This window comes from uncultured Methanobrevibacter sp. (genome assembly GCF_937898925.1).
Taxonomy (GTDB): Archaea; Methanobacteriota; Methanobacteria; order Methanobacteriales; family Methanobacteriaceae; genus Methanobrevibacter.
This window is the reverse complement of sequence record NZ_CALDKF010000104.1, coordinates 1-3,450: the sequence shown is the minus strand read 5'-3', so window position 1 is coordinate 3,450 and position 3,450 is coordinate 1. Positions and strand designations below refer to the sequence as shown.

At 31.1% G+C, this 3,450-nt stretch carries 2 protein-coding genes and 2 pseudogenes; all 4 read left to right on the top strand.

The window, feature by feature from the left end; translation table 11 throughout:
• Positions 1-222, top strand: a pseudogene (gene hisH, locus Q0409_RS08210) (imidazole glycerol phosphate synthase subunit HisH); the annotation flags it as partial.
• Positions 223-366: 144 nt separating this feature from the next.
• Positions 367-984, top strand: a complete 618-nt coding sequence (locus tag Q0409_RS08205; protein WP_298536932.1) for a thioredoxin family protein — start codon at positions 367-369, stop codon at positions 982-984.
• Between the two features lie 24 nt (positions 985-1,008).
• A complete protein-coding gene (locus Q0409_RS08200) occupies positions 1,009-1,629 on the top strand; it encodes a cytochrome c biogenesis CcdA family protein (RefSeq protein WP_298536929.1) in 621 nt (206 codons plus the stop codon).
• A gap of 810 nt (positions 1,630-2,439) precedes the next feature.
• A pseudogene (locus tag Q0409_RS08195) lies at positions 2,440-2,976 on the top strand (hypothetical protein); the annotation flags it as partial.
• Between the last annotated feature and the right edge of the window lie 474 nt (positions 2,977-3,450).

The window sequence follows — 3,450 nt, the reverse complement described above, 5'->3', positions numbered from 1 at the left end:
GAATGCCCTATTTTAGATGGTGTTGATGGCAAGGACTTTTATTTTGTACACTCCTATCATGCAGTTCTTGATGATGATATCAATTTGTCTGCTGTTGTGGATTATGGCATTGATTTAACTGCTGCAGTATCAAAGGATAATGTATTTGCAACCCAGTTCCACCCAGAAAAAAGTGGAGTTCCCGGATTGAAAATACTTAAGAACTTTGTTAGTTTAGAATAAATTTATTCTACTTTCTTTTTTTTAATATTTTAATAATTTATTTTTTTAACTTTTTGAAAATATTCACAACTCTTTAATTTTTTTTAAATTTTTTTAGTAAATTATTTAAATAACCCTGTACATATTATCTTTGGGGGAGATATTATGGGAAAATTTAAATTCTTAATTATTCTAATTTTAGCTCTATTTTTAGTATGTGGAATTGTTATGGTTGTAGATGCACCTAGTTCTTTTGATGATTCCGTAAGTCTTATACCTACTTCAGATTCAAGTGTAGATGCTGACTCATCCAACTGTGAAAGTGGAACTTGTTTAGTTGATTCCAATAAAACCGATGATAATTCCGTTAAAACTGTAGATAAAGATAGTAAAGATGATAAGATAAATTATGATTCAAAATATTATGTTGATGATTTCATTGATGGTTTATACTTCTGCAATGACTTTGAATATGCATTCAAGGAGGCTAAGGCTCATAATAGGAATGTAATGATTATTTTCGACGGAGCAGCTTGCATCTATTGTGAATACCTTAAGGAAGGAACTTTAACAGATCCTTCTGTTCAAAAGGAAATAAATGAAAATAATATTTTATTGATTACAGAAAGCAGTGAAAGTCCAGAACTTTTCCAACAATTGGATGTTTACGGAACTCCAACTACTGTAATCCTAGATCCGGATGGAAAAGAATTAGGCAGAATAGATGGTTATGAACCTCCAGAAGAATATTTGAGAGATTTAAAAGAGATTAATGGTCATTAATATTTACTAATGAGGTGTTTTAAAATGGAGATAATGCCGATTATTTCATTTTTTACAGGAGTGATTTCAATATTATCTCCTTGCATCATACCCACTATACCGATAATTGTGGGATTTAGCTTAAAGACCAAATCAAAAGCGGAAATATTGTCTTTTATCTTTGGATTATTTAGCATTTTCACAATAATCATCTTTTTGACAGGGTTCTTTACAGCTATTCTTTATAGGTATATCATTTATGTAAGGGTCATTGCTGCAGTTATCTTATTGATTATGGGAATATTGATGTTTTTTGATTATAACTTGTCCTTTAAATCGATTGATGCCAGAACTGGTGGAGGGATACTCAATTCATTTATTTTAGGATTCTTGACTTCAATCGCTTGGGCAGATTGCTATAGTGCATATCTTATTTCTCTCATAACCTTACTTGTAAGTTCAAATAGTCCATTATATGCAGTTGGAAATATACTTATTTATGTTTTAGGTTTTGCATTGACTCTCTTGGCATTATGTTTAGCGATTTCAAGAATAGATTTGGAGAAATTGATTTCCAAGGCAAATTACATTCCTAAGATATTTGCTGTTTTGATTATATTAGGGTCCGTTTATTTGCTTCATAGTTCATTGCTTGTATTCATATGAATAAATAAATTCTTTATTATTTTTATTATTTTTTACAAAAACAAGTAATTTATTGTTATTTTTAGATATAGTAAACTATACATGAATATTATTTTTCATACGCTCTCTAAAACTATTTATTTTATAAAATACAACTATTATATAAGAGTATTTAAAAAATAGATTGTTATTTTGAGTTTAAAAAGAATTAAAGCAATTTTAAAAATATTTATATATGATGAAAATATATTTATAATTAACAGTAATTATTTGCTGTGTTATAAAACCTATGCGATTGTATGGTTGAAAAAGGGTAATGCTACATTTTTTATATCCTTTTTCAAATTTTACTTTTTTTACTCTTTTTTATTTCAATTCAATACTCTATTTTTAAAAACTTTTAATTATTACCAAAAACAGAAACTCCATACAATTCATAGGGATGAAATATGAGATCAATAAAATTATTTTTTATATTTTTCCCTATTTCCATAGGGGGTGAGTTAGAATGCTAGCACTATTTGTGTTTCTTGCATATTTAATCTTATGCATAAATGCATTCTTTAACTTACTTTAATTAAATGTAATTTGATTTTATACGAACTCATAAAAAAAGGTTTTTTCTTTAGATTATTGTTGGAATAGTAGCATATTTCAGTGATATATTTTCTGTTTTTTCCTTTTTGTTTTTTCTATTTTTCACAATCCAAAATCAAATATTATATACTGAAAATGACAAATATAATTATATAAAGTTTAAAAATTATTAAATTTTTTATTATCATTTTTAATAATTTTAAATTATTCTAAGATTTTTAAGTGGAGATTGAAATGATTTACTCAAAAGAAATTGAAAATATGTGTCCTGTTCATAAGGGAGCAGACCATGGTCCTGCACCAATACCTGAAGAGGGCCAATGGGTAAAATCCAAGGAAATCAGTGACATTTCTGGACTTACTCACGGTATCGGATGGTGTGCACCTCAACAAGGATGCTGCAAATTAACCTTAAATGTCAAGGAAGGAATCATCGAAGAGGCATTGGTTGAAACTATCGGATGCTCTGGTATGACTCATTCCGCAGCTATGGCTGGTGAAATTCTTGTTGGAAAGACAATCCTTGAAGCATTGAATACAGACCTTGTATGTGATGCAATCAACACTGCTATGCGTGAATTATTCTTGCAAATTGTTTATGGTAGAACCCAATCAGCATTCTCTGAAGGAGGCCTTCCAATCGGTGCTGGCCTTGAAGATTTAGGAAAAGGTCACAGATCTCAAGTTGGTACAATTTATTCAACTAAAGTGAAAGGTCCAAGATATTTGGAACTTACTGAAGGTTATATCACTGAAATCGGTCTTGATGAGGGATGGGGTAAAAACACCCTTGGTACGGGTCAGCTTTTCAGCCTCAATGAAGCAGCCGGCCGCAAGACTGTTTACGGGATGATTAAATCTGGAAAAATGCCCCTGCCCCTGCCACATCAGTTCCAGAGCTGCCTTTTTCTTATATTTATCGCCACGGATCTGATTGATGAGTGACTGGACATATTTTGTTCTGCCTTTTATTATTTAGAATAAAGGTTTGAACATTCGGGAGATTCCATAAGAAAACGCTTTCGCACATTCTTTGGAAGGAAAAATTCCTTATAGACATCGTATTCCGATCTGGTATACCGGGACGGAGTTATGACATCTATGCTCCTGTTGATATTGATCTGGTGAAAAAATTCACGGATCCACGGAAAACCGATACGAAGAAGAGAATCCCTGTCAAAAAAAATGGAAACCACGGGATCCTTTCCCTTTACCTGAAGAATCTTCTGACAAAGTTCAGCCGGA

What these genes read in the sequence shown, in the direction of transcription:
- Q0409_RS08205 (WP_298536932.1), top strand. Translation starts at nt 367, where the DNA reads ATGGGAAAATTTAAATTCTTAATTATTCTAATTTTAGCTCTATTTTTA.
- Q0409_RS08200 (WP_298536929.1), top strand. Translation starts at nt 1,009, where the DNA reads ATGGAGATAATGCCGATTATTTCATTTTTTACAGGAGTGATTTCAATA.